Raw genomic sequence first — 18,914 nt, 5'->3', positions numbered from 1 at the left:
TTGCTGGTAACAATCCGTAAGTTTGATGGATTGAACCATTTGTTCCAACGTTGTAAAACATGTACAGCAAACGAATACGGAGAACTGGAACAAACCATTGATCCCCTGGTACCGGAATTTATAGCACACTGGATTTTACAGTTGCCATAGTTCGCCAGGAAGTCCCAAATCTGAGTTATATAGCTGTCACGGCTTGGTTTTTAGTCCTCCAGGCTATTAACTACCCTGGCAGCTAACAGCTAAAAGCTAATTATGTCCAGGAATAAACTGAAAACCGAAAAACCGGAAAGCAAGAAACCGAAAGGCCCCACACCAAACCCTGAAGTGTTGACGAAAGACAAGGAGCCTGAGGTAAAAGTAAAAGAACTGGTGAGAGATGAACGTACCCATAAAGTTATGGGGGTGTTCTTTCTATTGCTGTCTGTTTATTGTTTTATTGCCTTCACCTCCTATCTTTTTACCTGGGAAGATGACCAGGACAAAATATTCCATTACTCTACCCGGGAGCTATTCTTCGGCGATGTAAAAGTAGATAACCTGCTGGGGCGCCTGGGCGCTTATGTGTCGCACAACTTCTTTTTTTATGGGGTAGGTATTGCCGCTTATCTGTTCTGTTACTTCTTTTTTATTATCGGTATTAACTTCATCGTTGGCCGCCGCGTTTTCCGCATCTGGCGTAACGTAAAGTATATTTTGTTTGGCCTGCTCTTTATCAGCATGGCGATGGCATTTGTTGCCGGCGGAGGAGATTTCCCCTGGGGAGGTGCTTTGGGAGATGCCCTGAATAAATGGATGTCTGGTTTTGTTGGTAAAACGGGTACGGCGCTCTTACTACTGGTAGTGGGTTTCTCCTGGCTGATCTGGAAATTTAATTTCGATTTCAAATGGCCGGAAAAGAAAATCAAAGTCCCTAAACCAGTGCCGGCCGCTGCGCCTGCAGGGCCTGTAGTCACCGCTGCCACTGCTGCAGCGCCAGTGCCAACGCCTGTGAAAGAAGATCCCCGTAAAAATGGATTGAAAGGAGATGGTGGCGTGATGGTGATTCCCCCACATGAAGAAATGGAAGAGGAAGACGAAGAAGATCTGCCCCCCATGCACCTCGTAGAAAGAGAAGATATTACCGTGATCCCGTCTCATGCGGCTTACATGCCTCCGGCGGTAGCCCCCGTGATGACACCCGAATCACCGGAAGAATTTGATACAGAAATATCTGCTGAAGAGGAAGAAGAAGAAGACCCCGGACCATTACTGTATATAGAAGAAACCCCGGAGCAAATACCGTCTTCCAACAAAAAGAAAAATGGTCCGCAGGAAGTAGCCTTTGAAATCAAGCCTACTTACCGGGATGAAGAAGATGAGGTAGAGGAAATCCAGCCATCACGGCCAGTAGAGCCGGTAGACCCTTATGATCCTTCCCTGGATCTGAGAGATTATAAGTTTCCGACACTGGACCTGCTCGAAAATCATAACGCGGAAAAAGTAATTGTACAGGACACCGCTGAACTGGAAAAGAATAAAAACCAGATCATCGATACCCTGAAGAATTACGACATTTCTATACAGAAAATAAGTGCCACTGTAGGACCCACCGTGACGCTGTACGAAATTGTGCCGGCTGCCGGCGTTCGTATCTCCCGTATTAAAAATCTGGAAGATGACATCGCGTTAAGTCTGTCGGCGCTCGGTATCCGTATCATTGCCCCTATTCCGGGCAGAGGTACCATTGGTATAGAGGTGCCTAATGTGAAGAAGACCATCGTATCGCTCAAAAATATACTGGCCTCGGAAAAATTCCAGACCAGCACCATGGATTTGCCGATTGCCATTGGTAAAAAGATCGACAACGAAAACTTTATTGCCGATCTGGCTAAAATGCCCCACCTCCTCATGGCGGGTGCTACCGGTCAGGGTAAATCCGTTGGTATCAATACTTTGCTGGTATCGCTGCTGTATAAAAAGCATCCTTCCCAGCTGAAGTTTGTTTTGGTAGATCCCAAAAAAGTGGAACTTTCGCTCTATAAGCTTATCGAGAAGCACTTCCTGGCTAAGCTACCCGGTGAAGATGATGCGATTATTACTGATACGAAGAAAGTAATCCACACCCTCAATGCCTTGTGTATTGAAATGGATCTGCGCTACGACCTGCTCAAGGAAGCTGGTACCCGTAATATCCGCGAGTACAACGGTAAGTTTACCCAACGTCGCCTGAATCCTTTGAAAGGACACCGTTACCTGCCTTTCATTGTGCTGGTGGTAGATGAGTTCGCTGATCTGATCATGACAGCTGGTAAAGAAGTGGAAATGCCGATTGCCCGTTTGGCCCAGTTGGCCCGTGCGGTGGGTATTCACCTGATCATTGCCACGCAACGCCCGTCTGTAAACATTATTACCGGTACCATTAAAGCTAACTTCCCGGCCCGTGTGGCCTTTAAGGTATCTTCCAAAATAGATTCCCGTACCATCCTGGATATTGGGGGGGCGGAACAACTCATCGGGCAGGGGGATATGCTGGTGTCCTTTAACGGGGAGCTGGTACGTTTGCAATGCGCCTTTGTGGATACGCCGGAAGTGGAAAATGTGGCTGAATTCATCGGTAACCAGAAAGGTTATCCGGACGCATTCCTGCTGCCTGAGTACGTGGACGACAAAGATCCGGATGGTAAAGAACTGAGTATTGCCGACCGGGACCCGCTGTTTGAAGAGGCCGCCCAGGTGATCGTCACCACCCAGCAAGGTTCTACTTCTTTGCTGCAGCGCCGTATGAAACTGGGCTATAACCGGGCAGGAAGGCTCATGGATCAGCTGGAAGCAGCCAATATTGTAGGCCCCAACATGGGTAGCAAAGCAAGGGAAGTACTGGTAAGATCGGAAAGCGAGTTGCAGGAAATCCTTAATAATTTGTTATAATATGTTAATGTCTCCTGAAATTATTACCCTTTTTCAGGAAATATGCTGAATTTTGCAGCCTGTAAAAGACCAACACAGCTTTACCGGCATGGCATTTGTCTTTGCTGGTTAGCACAAACTAAAAAAAACTACGATGAAGAAATTTGTATTAACAGGAATGTTGTTGAGTGGTATCATTTTCAGCGGCATGGCACAATCTAAGGGCGGATCCGACCCCAAGGCTAAAACCGTTCTGGATGGTGTTAGTAGTAAATTCAAATCATTAAAAACAGTAGTAGCTAATTTTATATTGAAAGTAGAAGGTGCCAACAACAGCGTATCAGATTCCAAGAAGGGAACCGTATACCTGAAAGGCGCTAAATATAAAGTAACGCTGCCCGGACAGGAAATTATCAGTGATAACAAAACTTCCTGGACCTATGCGAAGGATGTAAACGAAGTAACGGTGAATAACGTAGATCAAAGCAGCGGTGCGATGACACCAGCCAAGCTGTTCACCAATTTCTACGATAAAGATTATTTGTACAAACTGGAGCCTGAAACGAACGAAAAAGGTAAGGTGCTGCAGAACATTGAGCTGACACCTACTGATAAATCCAAGAATATTTTTAAAGTGATTGTTTCTGTAGACAAGAAAAACCAGAGTATTGCAAAAATGAAAGTTTTTGAGAAAAACGGTAACCACTACACGTACGAAATCACCAATTTTACACCAAATACCAACCTGAGCGACGCCACCTTTATTTTCGATGCCAAGAATTATCCCGGCGTAGAAGTGGTGGATCTGCGATAGGCTAAAAGCATAAAGCGAAAAGCAAAAAGCTACCGAAGCGGAGAACATAGCGTAACATTTGACTAAAAGCGCTGTAATCTCCGTTTCGGTAGCTTTTTCCTTTCTGCTTTGCGCTTTCTGCTTATTTATTTACCTTTGGCGAGTTCAATTTAAAATTAAACAATATGGCATACGACGTAATCGTAATTGGTAGTGGGCCCGGCGGATATGTGGCTGCTATTCGTGCTTCTCAGCTGGGATTTAAAACTGCAATCGTGGAAAGAGAGAGCCTGGGTGGTATCTGTTTAAACTGGGGCTGTATTCCAACCAAAGCTTTATTAAAAACTGCACAGGTTTTTGAATATACGCAGCATTCAAAAGACTATGGTATTACTGTAAGTGATGCACAGGTTGATTTTGAAGCAGTGATCAAACGTAGTCGCGGTGTTGCTGATAAAATGAGCAGGGGCGTTCAGTTCCTGATGAAGAAAAATAAGATTGATGTATTAATGGGCAATGGAAAGGTAAAATCCAAAGGCCAGGTAGAAGTAACCGATAAAGACGGTAAAGCTGCTGTACATGAAGCAAAACACATCATTCTGGCTACAGGTGCCCGTGCACGTGAACTGCCTAACCTGAAAATAGATGGTAAGAATGTAATTGGTTACCGCGAAGCAATGGTATTGCCTAAGCAACCTAAATCCATGATTGTAGTGGGTTCTGGTGCGATCGGTGTTGAATTTGCTTATTTCTACGCCACCCTGGGTACTAAAGTAACCATCGTTGAGTTCCTCCCTCGCATTGTTCCGGTAGAAGATGAAGATATCTCCAAAGAACTGGAAAAAATATACAAAAAGAAAGGCATCGAAATCATGACCAACGCCTCTGTTGAAGCAGTGGAAGCAGCTGGTAGCGGTGTGAAAGCGAAAGTAAAAACACAAACCGGCGAAGTTACCCTGGAAGCAGACGTAGTACTGAGCGCGGTAGGTATTGCAGCTAATATCGAAAATATCGGTCTGGAAGGAATGGGTATTAAAACCGATAAAGGCCGTGTACTGGTAGACAAATACTACCAAACCAATGTTCCGGGCGTATACGCTATCGGTGACATGGTTCCTGGTCAGGCACTGGCACACGTAGCTTCCAAAGAAGCGATCGTTTGCGTGGAAGCCATCGCATACAACGAAAAGAAATATGCGCACAAACCAGCTACTATTGACTACATGAACATTCCAGGCTGTACTTATTGCGCACCTGAAATTGCTTCTGTTGGTTATACTGAAAAGGCAGCGAAAGAAGCCGGTTACGAAGTTAAAGTGGGTAAATTCCCATTCTCTGCTTCTGGTAAAGCTTCTGCAGCTGGTGCTACTGAAGGGTTTGTAAAAGTGATTTTTGACGCTAAATACGGCGAATGGTTAGGTACCCACATGATTGGTGCTAACGTTACAGAAATCATTGCAGAAACAGTAGTAGCGCGTAAACTGGAAACTACTTACCAGGAAGTGCTGGATTCTATCCACCCGCATCCAACTATGAGCGAATCTGTAAAAGACGCCATCGAAGTAGCTTACGGCGAAGCGATTCACCTGTAATCACATCTCATTGTAAATACAACAAAACAGCCTTTCTGATCTGATCAGAAAGGCTGTTTTGTTGTTTAGCTTAGGGTGTACTAGTTTGTTACGATCACTTTTTCTGTGGCCGCCCTGCCGCCATCACTGGCCCGCAGGTAATAAATCCCCGGCGCCGTACTCCAGTCTTTCGCTCTTAAGGTAGTTGTTCTTGCTTTCTGCAGCTCTTTCACGTGTACCGGCAATCCCTGGCTGTTGTAAATGATCAGCTGTACATTGCTGGCTGGCCGGAATCCGTGCAGCGTAACCGTAAACTGGTTAACCACCGGATTAGGAAATACCCGTATACCGGATACAGCCGCCTTACTGTCTGCTTGAAGTACAATGCTGCTATCTTCAGCCAGACGTGCAGCCGTAATAGTGCCGTTACAGGTAGGAGTGGTGCTCCAGGCCATCTGTGCATCCGTGAATTGAGTCCAGGTGGTGTTAACGTCTACGTTGGACGCATCCCCTGCTCCTTTGCCATCGCAATCAGCCCGGCCATTGTTGGGATGTGGTACTTGCAGATAGGTGCCATTAGTGGCGCAGCTGCCTATTTCCGCATCGCCGCCTACTACTACTGCATTGCCAAAGGTGACACCCCATTCCAGCGCATCGCCCTTTATATTGGCACTCCCGGAAACCGTACAGTCGGTGAGCACGGCATTATCTGTAATCACCGCGCTGCCGGTATAATTGCCGCCGTACACGCTTGCGTTACCACTGATGGTCACGGTATTGCCCACCGTAGCATTTTCCACCCACGCGTTGCCGGTAATCTGTGCTGTGCCGGTAATCACGGAACTGCCCAATACAATGGCTTTAGGGCCTACATAAGCAGTAGAGGCTACGGTAGCACTGTTGGCTACCCAACCACCGCCATTCGTATGGGTATGCCCGTTAGTTTTATAGGCTGCGCGGAAAGTACTCTGATAACCTTCGGGCACGGCATTGGCTATACGTAGTTCATAGGGATAACGTTTTACTTTAGGCCAACCCGGTTCCCATACATAACTGGTATGGGTGGTAGGCGCTCCCATTACCACCAGGTAGAGCTGCGTTTCACTACTGTTCATGGTGAAACTGATTTCACTTTCATTGGCAGTAGCCGTAGTACCATAGCGGGATATGTTGCCATTGGCCAGCGTGGCCACAAAGCCATAACGCCAGCCGGCAGTGCTGTTTACCTCCGTATGCCCCTTGAATTTTACCGTTACGTTTCTGTCACTGCAGGTGGTGTACAATGGGATAATATTGTAGCCATAATCCTGTGGCGCGCTGGCATTGTCAATCTTATATCTTCCGGTAGTGGCATTCACTTGCTGCAACATCGTGTACAGGCGCCAGATATAATGCGGCTCCTGCACTTTTAACCGGTCACGTTCTGCTTTGTAGATAGCCCCAAACCCGTTTACGGTATAGTCGCAGGCTACTTCTCTTTTGGCATAGTCGTACATAAAAGTGTTTAGTTGCGCCTGGGTCCAGCTTTTGAGACGTCTGTAGGTCATCAATGGATGCTCACCCGCAGTAGAGCTGGTGCGGATAGACTCTTTCCACAACCTGTTCACCATCGTAATACCATCTACCTGTTGCATATACCAGAGCATTTTAAACGCATCGTAATGGTGTCGGGTAGAACTGAAATGGAACATACTGGTGGCCATCCAGCGAGGCAGATCATCATTGGCGAAGCGCGGATACATTTGCGTGCGCATGAAATTAGCATGTGTTTCCCAAAAGAAGCCGGCCGGGTCATAATTATTAAATCCACAATTGGCATTTTCCTGGATCGCAATCATGCCCTGCAAGCTATGCGTCAGCTCGTGGCTGGTAACACCTCCATCTCTGGTGGCATTGGGATGTACCCACATGGCTCCGATGGTATTGCCATAGGTGCCACCAAACGCCCATCCACTGGGGCCGCCCGTTCCCCAGGTGTCGTTCATCACTATAATGAGTTTGTATTTGCCCAGGTTTTTGGTGGCGGCATCTGAACAGAAACCTATTTCCGTAATGTACTTTGTATAGATTTTTTCCAGCGTATCACATACCGCCTGCGGATTAAACGCCAGGTTGGGATCACTGTAGGCAATAGGGTTAGTACCCACTACTGATCCCCAGAACACAATAAAGTTGGCTGATTGATAACTGCGGCTGTAAGACCAGGTAGATAAATAGGGGTCCGTACTGAACTCGGGCGGAATGTATACCGTTTTTTGCGCCGATACTATCCCGGTCATTAACAGTAAGGCAAAAAGAGATAGAACTTTTTTCATAAATAATTGATTTGTGTTGGTTGAAAATATATGGTTCAGAAAAAATAAGGCACAAGGAAATCGGCCATGGCAAGGCGCCGCAGCTAACTACTTCATCAGAAAGAATGCACAGGGACTATCAGCACAGAAAGCGGGCTGGTGTTTAATTGATAAACAGCTACGGAGCAACACAGGTACATACATCAGCCACTACAAGTCGTGGACATTGTTTGCATAAAGACCAGCGGGAATTGATTAATAACAGGGCTATCGATTCATTTTGCTTCAGTTCTCTTCCGGATTTTCAGGTGTTATCCGTAAATACAGTGGAAAATATCAGGTTGCCGGACGATGAAATGATTTAATTGTCTAATTGACACTTAAAGTTAAAGATTCGGTCGGATTAATTCCGCTATGATCTTAACCGGTTATTGATGAATTTTACCCTATGAGGGGAGAAGAATCGATTGTGATCTTAACGGAATTTTATGCCGTGGAAGAAAATTCATTATGATCTTAATGGGGTTATTAGTGACTTACACCAGGGCGTAAAATTCGTCATGACCCCAACGGGGGAAAGCTCGTTGTGATCTCAATAGGAGTTATTGTGGAATCTACGTCATGGAGGAGAAAAATTCCGTTATGATCTTAACAAGGTTATTGAAATTCTGTTATGATCTTAACGGGCTATTGGTAGATTTTACCCCATAGGGTAGGAGCACGATCGCTGCTGCGGCATTTGTGCAGTATTGTAGCTGTACTGCGCGACATTCCCACCTAATGCTGCTTTACAAACTGTTTCGTATAAATACGTTTTTCATCTACATAAATACTACAGTTGAAAACCCCATTAGGCAACTGTTGTACGGGGATGATTTCCTGATTGTCTTCCAGGTTGCGTTGCATCATGATCCGCCCGCTCATGTCTGTAACTACCATTTTCCGGCTACGTGCCTGCGCATCTAAAATGTATAATTGCGTACTCACCGGATTAGGGAATAAAAGAATGCTGTTATTGAGGAATATACTGACAGTAGTAATATCTGAATAGATAGAACGACCATCTGTTGTTTGCAGTCGTACGCGATAATGAACAAGTCCTTCCGGCGGCTGGTTATCCAGGTAATTAAAGTTCATGGCTTCTCCTATAATCATTGAATCCAGGGAGATCCAGCCATTTGGCGAGGACCGCTCCCAGTAGAGGTTATTGAGATGCCAGGTACTCCCCAGTGTAAGGGAAAGCAGTACTTTATTATCTGTGGTCTTATCTGCCAGCAAACTGGATACATAGCAACCTACGCCTTGTTGTGAGTAGTCCGCGGTATAGCTGCGCATGCCTGTCCAACCCGCTGTGGCGATAGGACTTACCGCGAAGTATACAGACGATGCCATTGATTTGGGAATGAAGACGAACGTATCACGGGGCTGGCTATACGGAATTAAGGTGGTGCTGCCCATGGTATATAACTGATAAGCTGCTGCATCGGGTTGTGCATTCCAGTAAAGCAATACCGTATCGCTGCAGTCAAAGCCGGTATGAATGGTGAGTTGCGGCGAAATATAGCAGGGCGCACTTATAAACGAAGTATCCGTTAACGTTAGTTTCAGGCGTACCTGTTGAAAAATATCAGGTGTTATCCAGTTATACACGCCTTGCGACACCGGGATGTTTTGGGCTATGGGTAACCAGGTATGCCCACTGTCTGCGCTATAGGAAATATCACTATTACCACTATAAGTAGTTTGCCATTGGAGGGGCATATTTTGGGCAGCTCCGAGGAGGTCTTGCGGTGCAGGGTTTTGCCATTGAAAAGTACGCGTTGGTGTAAATTCATAGGCAATATAAAAAGGTTGTACCGGGGTGGATACCTGTATGCCTTTTACGCTGAGATGCAGTGGGCCGGCAAGGGGCCGGTCAATGCTGATCTGTTCTGTATTGTTGATACTGTCTCTCCCACGTTTGGCCACAGCACTGAGAGAGTCTGCCGCCGGATAGGGATTGAGTACCCAGGGAAGCCAGGTGTTGTTATCAGCGCTGGTTGCTGACAGATCCAGGTCGTTTACAAGCGCTTTAACGGCATTGACAGGAGCGGCGGGATCATTCCAGCACAGGGTTATTTTTACCTGCTGTATGCCTGCCGGTACATTGATATCAAAGGTAGTGGTGGTACCCGTGCTCACCTCGCCGGAGCGCACACGGTTTTCCTGTAATGTTTGGAGGGCGCCAAGGGCTTGTAAATAGCCGTAACCATGTTTGTAAGAAGGGAGTACGCCGGCCGGACGGGTGGCACTATTCAGGATCACAGCTTTGATGAGTGCCGATGATACCGGGCTGCTATGCTGCTGCCGCCAGGCATCCTGTAGCAGGGCGGCTACCCCGGAGGTGAGTGCGGCAGCACCGGAGGTGCCGTCTTCTCCATAAGCGGCTATTTCGGGCTTAATACGCCCGTCATATGCCGGGCCGCTGGAACTCAGTGCAATGAGTTGTGAAGCGCCATCGGTGCCACCCACTACGATCACATTCTTGGCTTGCTTAAAATTGCCGGATAAGTTAGCCACATTGGCAATTCCCTGGTAGCGCCCCGAGGTGGAAGTGGTGGTGCCTATATTGCCGGACGAATATACGTGTACAATAGTATCTGCTTCCCGGATCTGCTGATCGTAGGCCACTGCTTCCGCACCATAATAATTTTCAATACCGGTACCATAGGAATGATTCTGCACGGTGATGCCTGACTGCGTATAGTAAGGATCATCGTCCGGAAACAAACTACTGTTATAATCGGCGGAACTTAGTTTGACTTCCGGCGCCACGCCTTTGCCATTGCTGCCACTATTGCCTGCACCGCCAATCAGCGTGGCCATGATCAGCGCATGTGAACTGCTGAGAGCCGACGCATAGGAAGAAGGCAGATACCGTCCCTTCAAATCAATGTCTGTGGTATCAAAAAGATCTTCTTTAACGGATACGGCTATACGTTTTCCTTGCAGCAGCGGAAATTGTTGTTGTGCAATACGGATGCTATTGATAGTAAGGTTGCTGGTGTTAATGATGATTTCCGGCTTAGGATGTCGTACGATATCAGCAAACAGGATCGCCGGCTGACTGATAAATTCGCGCCAATGCAGCTTTTGAATCCGCACCACCGCTACAGAAAACCGGGTGGTATTGCTACGTATGCTGGCATATTCCGGCAGCTGATCCGGCGTATAGGATACCTGCAAGGTAAGGCTATCGGTTTGATCCAATTTTTCTATTTGTTGCAACAAAGCCTCACTGGCTTTATAATTAGCGTTGGCATGATAACAATACAATAAAGTAGTGTCTTTCGGTAGCATCTGTAAGATATAATGGTAGCGGGTAACAGGCTGTATCAATCCATATTGCCGGAGCGAGGAAGCCGTGGGCGCCCGCTTAAATTTTACCAGGAAAGGAGGGAGAGGAAGTGCCACCGAAAACGTATCCGCCGCGTAGCGTTGCCGGATACTGTCCGTTGATTTTTTTTGCTGTGCAGCGGTACTATAACAGTAGACGAGTACCAAAGTTAGCAGCGGCCATATTTTCAGGGAGTTTAATTGCATGCACAATGATGACAACAGTTCAGTGATTTTGGTTTTGTGTTGCTGCTTAAAGCTACTGCATTTACTTTTTCAACACAATTTTATGCGGATAAAAACAAAATATTTTTTTTAAGTAAAACGAAAGTTGTAATATTGAAACGGGAAATCCCAATGATGAATTTCAACAAAATCTGAACAAATCTAAACAACGAGCAGAAAAACCATTTCACTAGTTAGTTAATCTGTAGAGCAGATCTCTGAAGCCGGAAAGTGCCGGTATTACTGAATCATAGCCAATCCATTAAGAATAAAATGCAATGTCATAACAGGCATTTCACACTATTGTATGTATCCAAAAACGAGAGCACACTTTACCGTGGTTTTTTGGAAAAATAAACAATGTTGGAGCAATTGCATTTGCGGCAATAAGCCGACAGCATTATAAGTGTATTTTATGCGCTTATAAGTGACTTTCGTGCATTATTTAACCACAGATCATTGCAGCATTTGGTATTTGTTAACAGTTGCTTGTTTGCAGGAACAAGCGATCGGGATATCTTTTTTTCTAAAACCAAAATCAAAATTTGAATCTATGAGAAAACAAACAATTCCTGTCCTCTGTTGTCTGGCAGCAATTTTCCTGTTTGCGTCCTGTTCGAAAAATGGCGCGCAAAAAGAAGCCGTAACGCCCGACCCCGTATCGGCAGAGGTGTTAGCCCAAATTAAAGACAATGGTTTCAGCACCGACAACGTGGTGAAAACCGAAGATGGTTACCTCGTGGAAGGCGATATTCTGTTAACAGCAGAACAGTTGAAAACAAAAGTAACCAGCCCTGTTCTCAGGATCGCACAAACAGAACAGTACCGCACTAATTTACTGGTAACCGCTTTGCCCCGCGTTATCAAAATTAAAGTAACCAGTTTGGGCACTGCATTTATTGCCGGAACGGATACCGCTATTGCCCGCTATAACAGGCTGGGATTGCGTATTACCTTCCAGCGTATAACAAGCGGTACTGCCAACATTACCATCAAAGGATTCAACCAGGGACCAAGTGGTGGCTACATCACGCTGGGATCTTCCGGCTTCCCTACCAGCAGTGGCAATCCTTACGCTACCATTAAAATGAACACAAATGCGGCTGCTTATGGTTCCAATCCTAACGTATTGTATGTAGGTTCTGTTATCCAACATGAATTGGGTCATTGCATTGGTATGCGTCATACCGACTACATGAATCGCGCTTACAGCTGCGGCGGTAGTGCCGTAAATGAAGGCGATGGCGGCGTAGGTGCAGTATGGATTCCTGGTACGCCTACCGGACCTGATGCAAACTCCTGGATGCTGGCCTGCTCCAATGGCGGCAATCGCACATTCAACGCTAATGATATTATTGCATTAAACTATCTGTATCACTAATCGTTGCATGAGCTGATCTGTTTAAAGTATTTCCGGCTCCTGGAATTTTTTGATGCTGGAGCAGCATTATAGCGGGATCTCTCTCCCGAAATAAATACTGTTATCAAAAGATTTCAGGCCGGAAATACTGTTTCCATAAGACATGCCCTATCGATAACAGTTGTTTGTTATGATTACAGGTTGTTTTATTCTCCGGTACATCCCGCCCATTCATCTATAATATTTGTTCTTCCACCGCAGATTCGAAATCTTTAGAAAGATCAAAAAAATCATGCGATGGAAAACACCCGTAAAAAATTTCTGAAACAACTCTTCATCAGTGCTACCGCGGTACCCGTATTAATTGAAGCCTGTAAAAAAAGCAGCACCGACACAGACGTAACCCAAAGTGGCGGTTGTACGGTATCACCCGAAGAAACAGATGGCCCGTATCCGCTGTACACCAGCCGTGGGTCATCAATACGGCGCCTGGATATTACTGATGGTAAAACAGGCATACCACTCCACATCACCATTAATGTACTTAATACAAACGATAGCTGTAAACCATTGGCCAATGCAAGAGTAGACATCTGGCATTGTGATAAGGATGGTTATTACTCCGGTTATAGCAACAGAGGTTACCTGGGCAATCAGGATAATACTGCACTGGTGTTTTGCCGCGGAATACAGTATTCAGATACTGCGGGTCAGGTGAAATTTACTTCTATCTATCCTGGCTGGTACGAAGGCAGGGTAACACATATTCACGCACAAGTATACCTGGATAGTAAACTGAAATGTACCACACAAATCGCCTTCCCGGATGATATCAATACGGCGGTGTATAAAACAACTTTGTATGTAGCACACGGACAAAATACGAGTATGCCTAAAAATACTTCAGACATGATCTTTGCCGATTCTTTGTCCAATGAGCTGGCCACGGTAACAGCCACCGAAACAGGCGACTACAATCTTGTTCACAATATTTATGTAGCTGGTTGATATGGGGAAAACAATGATACGGCTGGTGATCCGGCAGGGGATTGATGCAACGGCTACCACTACTTTTGCAAAGCAGGTATTCCATGATTCCTACGAAGAGTTCCTGCTGCAATCGCAGGTATATAATCAGGCCGAACAACACCGCACGTTCGCGGAAATAGTGGCACAACAGCCCAAAGCCAATTCTCTGCATTATAAAACAGGATTTGCGGTAGGGCTGTACATTCAGTCATTGAACAAGCTGGTGCCGGATATCTGGGATACGATGGGGAATATTCAATTGTCTTTCGACCGGCATCAGTTTAAAATAATAGCATCCGATATTCATGACCGGCAGGCGCATAAGGTGGCGATCCTGTATTATACCGCACCGCTGCTGCTTCATGGGGTTATAGGAGAATACCTGTTACTGGGTTTTAATGATACCACGGACACGTTTACGCTAAAGTTAAGTCCCGATATTTCAATATGTAGTTATGTGGAGAATGATTAGGCAGATGATTACTGCTGTTTCCAGTCGCGGATAAAATCACTATAGCTGTCACTTACCGGGAGTTCCGCGGCAGAAGAAAGTTTTACTTTCCGGTTATTTACTGCGCGCACTTTATCCACCGCAACAATATAACTGCGGTGGATTCTCCGGAACCTTCCAGCAGGGAGTTTTTCCATCATCTTTTTCAGTGTCATCAATGTGAGCACCGGCGCGCGCTGCGTAAGATGTATCCGGATATAATCTTCCATACTTTCTATGTATACAATTTCATGTAACGGTATTCTTACCGTATGGTAGGAAGAATATACGAGCAGACTTTCCATGACTGCCGGCTGTTGCTGTTGCAGATAGTAGGCTTGTGCTTTCTGTACCGCTTTTTCAAAGCGCTGAAACGAAATTGGCTTCAGTAAATAGTCGATGGCTTCCAGCTCAAAGCCTTCATAGGCATACTGCCTGTAAGCAGTGGTGAAAATAATCATGGGGTTGGTGGTTAGGCCCCTGGCCAGATCCAATCCATTTACATCAGGCATATGAATATCGAGGAATACAAGATCTACCGGGGCCTGACGTAAATATTCAGAAGCAGAGATGGCATCTTCAAAAGTATGCTGCAATTTCAGCCAGGGAAACTCCCGTGCATAGGTCTTTATCACCTGCAGTGCCGGTGGTTCGTCATCTATCACAATAAATTTTATTTCCATCAGTTATACCTGTAGTTGTAATGTAATCGCATAAGCCCCATTATCTTCACTGATTTGCAATTCATATTTGTCGGGGTATAAATGATCCAGTCTTTGCCGGGTGTTGGAAATACCAATGCCGGTACGACTGGTATCCGGTGCAATTCTTAACAGTTTATTGCTGCAGAAAAAATGAATATGATGCTCCGAAGTACTCAGCTGAATATTAATTTCTGACGGCTCATGGTTGCTCACCCCATATTTGAAAGCATTTTCAAGGAAGGGGAGTAATACCAGCGGGGCAATACATTTGATGCCCGGGCTACCAGTCACAGAGAAATTAACCTTTGTTTTGGTGGTGAGTCGAAGCTTCTGTAAGTCTATATAGTCACGTAAACAATCAATTTCACTTTCCAGCAACACGTAGTCATGTCTGGTATCTTCCGTTACATAACGGAGCATGTTGGATAACTTCATAATGCTCATGGCCGTGTTTTCATTACGTGTCATGGCAAGTGAATAAATATTGTTCAGGGTGTTAAACAGGAAGTGTGGATTGATCTGGGCTTTCAGAAAGGATAATTCAGCCTGGGTTTTGCGGGTTTCTGCATACAATGCTCTTTTTTCTGTTTGTCGCCAGCGACGGGTAGTTTCGGTAGCAATACTCAGTGAAATAGTAAGCAGGAAAAGAAAATCGCTGACCATATCTATTTTCACCGGAGGCTTTTCCGGTGGGTGCATGCCAGCTTCTCCACCACCGGGTGGCATCGGCGGATGCCAGCGCATCTCGCGGGGTGCATGGGGTAACCTGGCGAACAAATGATCAAAAGGCCGCATGTAATTCACCATGACCAGCAATAGGAAAACGGCCAGAAAGTACAACAGATACTGCTTCCGGAAGTACAGTCGGGGAAACAGAAAAGTAGTATGGAAATAGAACAATGCTACATAAGTTACCAGGAACACCAGGTAATCTGTTGAAAATAAAATCGAGAGTGCTTTGTGGTCGCCCGTTTGCCCGCTGATAAACAGAAGGGGTAAACTCAGGCATATCAGCCACCCTGTAATGTGTGCTATTACTACCGAAGATTTTAAGCGGAACATTTGCGACAGATAGATATAGGGATGAAATTGAGGTAATCTGCCCAGATAATGAACGGGATCTCTTTAAACAGCGGGTTTATATCGATGAATCACAGGAAACACCGGGTTATCTTTTCCTGCCTCCCCGAATTATAGTAAATTGCCTGTTTTATAAAAAGAATATCAGATATGTTGCAACGAATCGCGAAACCTGTGCTGTCGTTAGTACTCCTTGTACTGGCGCTGCAAGCTTCTGCTACAGAAGGTATGTGGCTGCCACAGCTGCTATCCGGTCTCAATGAAAAAGAGATGAAAGGAATGGGCATGAAAATCAATGCCTCGGATATTTATAACATCAATAAAGGTAGTCTGAAAGATGCCATCGTTAGCTTTGGCGGTTTCTGTACGGCCGAAGTGATCTCCGAACAGGGACTGCTGCTGACCAATCACCACTGCGGCTACGATGCCATTCAAAAGCATTCTTCCCTGCAGAATAACTTCCTCGAAAATGGCTTCTGGGCAAAATCAGCAGTAGAAGAGCTTCCTAATCCCGGCCTTTTTGCCACATTTATTGTACGTATCGATGATGTAACCAAAGCCGCCCTGCAGGATGTAAAGCCCGGCATGAGCGAAAGAGAGCGTCAATCCGCGATCGACAAACGTTTAAACGATATTAAGCAATCCGCCCGCAAAGAAAGCTGGCAGGATGCCATGATAAAACCCTTTTATGAAGGCAACCAGTATTTCCTGTTTGTAACAGAAACTTACCGGGATGTAAGACTGGTCGGAGCGCCGCCTTCTTCTATTGGTAAGTTTGGGTCAGATACAGATAACTGGGTGTGGCCACGTCATACAGGCGATTTTTCGATGTTTCGTATCTATGCCGGTAAAGATGGTCGCCCGGCCCCTTACTCGGCCGATAACGTGCCTTTAAAGCCTAAATATGCCCTCACCATTTCCCTGAAAGGCGTAAAACAAAACGATTTTACCATGGTCATGGGATTTCCTGGCCGTACCACCGAATATCTGCCTTCTGAAGCGGTAAAACAAACCGTGGAAGTGGTAGATGCTGCGAAAGTAGAAATGCGGGATGCTGCCCTCAAAATCATGGATGGCTACATGCGTAAGGATCAGCAGATTAAAATTCAATATGCTGCCAAATATGCCGGTACTGCCAACTACTGGAAAAAGTGGATGGGAGAAATGCAGGGTGTAAAACAAACCAACGGCATCGGCAAAAAACTGCAATATGAAGCTTCTTATCGTCGGCAGATGGAAGCTAACCCGCTGTGGAAACAAAAATACAGCGGCGTACTGGACTCCCTGAATGGCTACTACCTGCAGATACAACCCTATGCGCAAACGCGTGACTACTACAGTGAACTGGTGAAAAACGTGGAGCTGTTTACCGTAGGCGATCGCCTGATCTCTTTCCTGAACGATGTACATGATAAAGGAGAGGGGCAGTACGAAACCATGCGGGAACAATTCCTGGCAGGTATGCAGCCGTTCTACCAAAACTACAGTGCAAAAGTAGATCATGATATTTGCGGCAGTCTCATGAGCCTGTACGCCAAAGGAGTACCGCCGGCCTATGCGGGCAGCGAATTTGCACAGATCTGGGACGAAAATAACAAAGATGGTCGCGCCATGGCCGATAAACTGTATGCTTTATCCGCTTTAACATCTCCCGAAAAACTAAAAGCATTTGTACAGCAACCTTACAATACAGTGGTAGCACAAATGTGGAAAGATCCCGCTACCCGCCTGGTAATGGCACTGCGCAAAGGATTTGTGGATAATGTGAGCAAACCGCTCGCTGATATTCAATCCAATATCAATAACCTGCAACGCACTTATATGCAGGCGCAGATGGACGTGATGGGCAGCAAAAAAAGTTTTTATCCGGATGCCAACAGCACCCTCCGCGTAACATACGGTAAGGTAGATGGATACAATCCACGGGATGCTATCCACTACGATTTTTATACCTACCTGGATGGTGTGATGGAGAAATATATTCCCGGTGATTATGAATTTGATGTACCGGCCAGATTAATAGAGCTCTACAAGAAGAAAGACTATGGCCGTTATGGGGTAAATGGAAAAATGCCGGTATGCTTCATTGCCTCCAATCATACTACCGGCGGTAACTCCGGCAGTCCTGCACTGGATGCCTACGGACACCTGATCGGACTTAATTTTGACCGTACCTGGGAAGGTACGATGAGCGATATTAATTATGATCCTACCATCTGTCGTAATATTATGGTAGATATCCGCTACGTGCTGTTTATTATCGATAAATATGCAGGATGTACGCGGTTGGTAAATGAGATGAAACTGATGTAATGCGAGTTTTTGTCTTACTCAGGATTATACTGATTTAGATGATTTTCAGGATTTTATTTTATTGATTTTGGAAGAAAAAAAGATTAGCGAAGATAAATGCGGATATCCACATTGGTCTTCGCTAATCTTTTTTAATCCTGAAAAAATAAAATCCTGAAAATCATCTAAATCAGTATAATCCTGGACAAAGACAAAGTTCGCTTAGATCTTACATTCGTACACGATAGAACTACACTGATCAACCGTCTTCAACCCTTTCCTATACGAGCGGAAACCGTGGAAGAACCCCTGAAACAGCCGGCTCTTGCCTGTTTTATATTTTTCGCTGAGTAAGCTTACATAGAAACCATCAAACACCATCGGGTGTTTTTTTACCAGCTTAATCTGATGTTGTGTTAATAATTTCTCCATAGATCCCGGTGAGAAATGATAAAGATGTCTGGGTACATCATAGGCGGCCCAGTATTCTTTATAATAGCCGGCATCGGAAGAGGTGTAGTTAGGAACGGCGATGAGTAAGGATCCGCCGGGCTTCAGCAAAGTGCGGATATGATCCAGGTAACGATGCAGGTCATGTACATGTTCCAGTACATGCCACATGGTAATGGCATCAAATTGCCGGGCTGGTAAGGTATATAATTCTTCTATCGGCAGCGCCGTGATATTGTAAATTTCTTTGGCATTGCGGCGGGCATTTTCATCCGGTTCCAGACCGGTAACTGTCCATCCACCTACCTGCATATAATGCAGGAAAGCGCCGGTGCCACTGCCAATATCCAATAGGGTACCTTGTT

General features: G+C 45.6%; 12 protein-coding genes. 7 read left to right on the top strand and 5 right to left on the bottom strand.

Annotated elements, in window-relative coordinates; all coding sequences use genetic code 11:
• Positions 1-252 precede the first annotated feature (252 nt).
• From VIP81_RS09830 to lpdA, 3 genes are all read left to right on the top strand, one after another.
• Positions 253-2,907, top strand: a complete 2,655-nt coding sequence (locus VIP81_RS09830) for an FtsK/SpoIIIE family DNA translocase (protein ID WP_331959197.1) — start codon at positions 253-255, stop codon at positions 2,905-2,907.
• A 133-nt stretch (positions 2,908-3,040) separates the two neighbouring features.
• Positions 3,041-3,700 (top strand): outer membrane lipoprotein carrier protein LolA, encoded by a 660-nt coding sequence (locus tag VIP81_RS09825; RefSeq protein ID WP_331959194.1) that lies wholly within the window; start codon positions 3,041-3,043, stop codon positions 3,698-3,700.
• A 164-nt stretch (positions 3,701-3,864) separates the two neighbouring features.
• A complete protein-coding gene (gene lpdA / locus VIP81_RS09820) occupies positions 3,865-5,271 on the top strand; it encodes a dihydrolipoyl dehydrogenase (protein ID WP_331959191.1) in 1,407 nt (468 codons plus the stop codon).
• An 80-nt stretch (positions 5,272-5,351) separates the two neighbouring features.
• On the opposite strand, the gene VIP81_RS09815 is transcribed toward lpdA, so the two are convergent.
• Together VIP81_RS09815 and VIP81_RS09810 are read right to left on the bottom strand one after the other, a co-directional pair.
• On the bottom strand, positions 5,352-7,565 hold the full coding sequence (locus VIP81_RS09815) for a DUF6055 domain-containing protein (RefSeq protein WP_331959188.1): 2,214 nt from the start codon (positions 7,563-7,565) through the stop codon (positions 5,352-5,354).
• Positions 7,566-8,321: 756 nt separating this feature from the next.
• Entirely contained in the window at positions 8,322-11,126 is a 2,805-nt protein-coding gene (locus VIP81_RS09810; RefSeq protein ID WP_331959185.1) for a S8 family peptidase, read from the bottom strand.
• A gap of 571 nt (positions 11,127-11,697) precedes the next feature.
• On the opposite strand from VIP81_RS09810, the gene VIP81_RS09805 reads away from it, so the two are divergent.
• The 3 genes from VIP81_RS09805 to VIP81_RS09795 all read left to right on the top strand — a co-directional run bounded on the left by VIP81_RS09805 (position 11,698) and on the right by VIP81_RS09795 (position 14,005).
• Positions 11,698-12,525, top strand: coding sequence for a M57 family metalloprotease (locus VIP81_RS09805; RefSeq protein ID WP_331959182.1), 828 nt, complete (start codon positions 11,698-11,700; stop codon positions 12,523-12,525).
• Between the two features lie 276 nt (positions 12,526-12,801).
• Complete coding sequence (locus VIP81_RS09800) at positions 12,802-13,512, top strand: intradiol ring-cleavage dioxygenase (protein ID WP_331959179.1); 711 nt, start codon at positions 12,802-12,804, stop codon at positions 13,510-13,512.
• A 1-nt stretch (position 13,513) separates the two neighbouring features.
• On the top strand, positions 13,514-14,005 hold the full coding sequence (locus VIP81_RS09795; protein WP_331959176.1) for a hypothetical protein: 492 nt from the start codon (positions 13,514-13,516) through the stop codon (positions 14,003-14,005).
• Between the two features lie 8 nt (positions 14,006-14,013).
• Here the strand turns inward: VIP81_RS09795 and VIP81_RS09790 are convergent, their stop codons facing one another.
• Together VIP81_RS09790 and VIP81_RS09785 are read right to left on the bottom strand one after the other, a co-directional pair.
• The gene (locus VIP81_RS09790) at positions 14,014-14,706 is read right to left on the bottom strand and encodes a LytTR family DNA-binding domain-containing protein (RefSeq protein WP_331959173.1); all 693 of its coding nucleotides are present in this window, start codon (positions 14,704-14,706) and stop codon (positions 14,014-14,016) included.
• A gap of 3 nt (positions 14,707-14,709) precedes the next feature.
• On the bottom strand, positions 14,710-15,789 hold the full coding sequence (locus VIP81_RS09785) for a sensor histidine kinase (RefSeq protein WP_331959170.1): 1,080 nt from the start codon (positions 15,787-15,789) through the stop codon (positions 14,710-14,712).
• A 168-nt stretch (positions 15,790-15,957) separates the two neighbouring features.
• Here VIP81_RS09785 and VIP81_RS09780 point away from each other — a divergent pair, with 168 nt between their 5' ends.
• Positions 15,958-18,120, top strand: a complete 2,163-nt coding sequence (locus VIP81_RS09780; protein WP_331959167.1) for a S46 family peptidase — start codon at positions 15,958-15,960, stop codon at positions 18,118-18,120.
• A 201-nt stretch (positions 18,121-18,321) separates the two neighbouring features.
• Here the strand turns inward: VIP81_RS09780 and VIP81_RS09775 are convergent.
• A partial coding sequence (locus VIP81_RS09775; RefSeq protein ID WP_331959164.1) for a class I SAM-dependent methyltransferase occupies positions 18,322-18,914 on the bottom strand: 593 nt, incomplete at its 5' end.

The organism is Chitinophaga sp. (genome assembly GCF_036566945.1).
In the GTDB taxonomy this organism is placed as follows: Bacteria; Bacteroidota; Bacteroidia; order Chitinophagales; family Chitinophagaceae; genus Chitinophaga.
The sequence above is the reverse complement of the archived record's forward strand: the minus strand, read 5'-3'. Positions and strand labels throughout refer to the sequence as shown.